Raw genomic sequence first — 218 nt, 5'->3', positions numbered from 1 at the left:
TCCAAAAGCGTCAGCTTCCCGGAAACAACCGAGCACAAAAAACATTCCATTTTCAAGTGAAAGGCTGGGTAGTCGTATTCAACCGTGCAGAGTTTTTGTTCAGGGAGAATTTCCGTCGCAAGCTCCTCGCGGATTTCGCGGACAATCGCCTGTTCAGCAGTTTCTCCTGCCTCAATCTTTCCGCCCGGAAATTCCCACCAGTCCTTCCATTCGCCGTA

The 218-nt window shown here is 50.5% G+C and carries 1 protein-coding gene; it reads right to left on the bottom strand.

Features of this window, described 5'->3' with window-relative positions:
* The coding region (locus B4C08_RS01070) for an NUDIX domain-containing protein (RefSeq protein WP_296662205.1) at positions 1–218 on the bottom strand (218 nt) is incomplete at both ends.

The sequence above is a fragment of the Treponema sp. UBA753 genome (assembly GCF_002297325.1).
Classification (GTDB): domain Bacteria; phylum Spirochaetota; class Spirochaetia; order Treponematales; family Treponemataceae; genus Treponema_D.
Note: the sequence above shows the minus strand (reverse complement) of the source record. Positions and strands in the feature narration are given on the sequence as shown.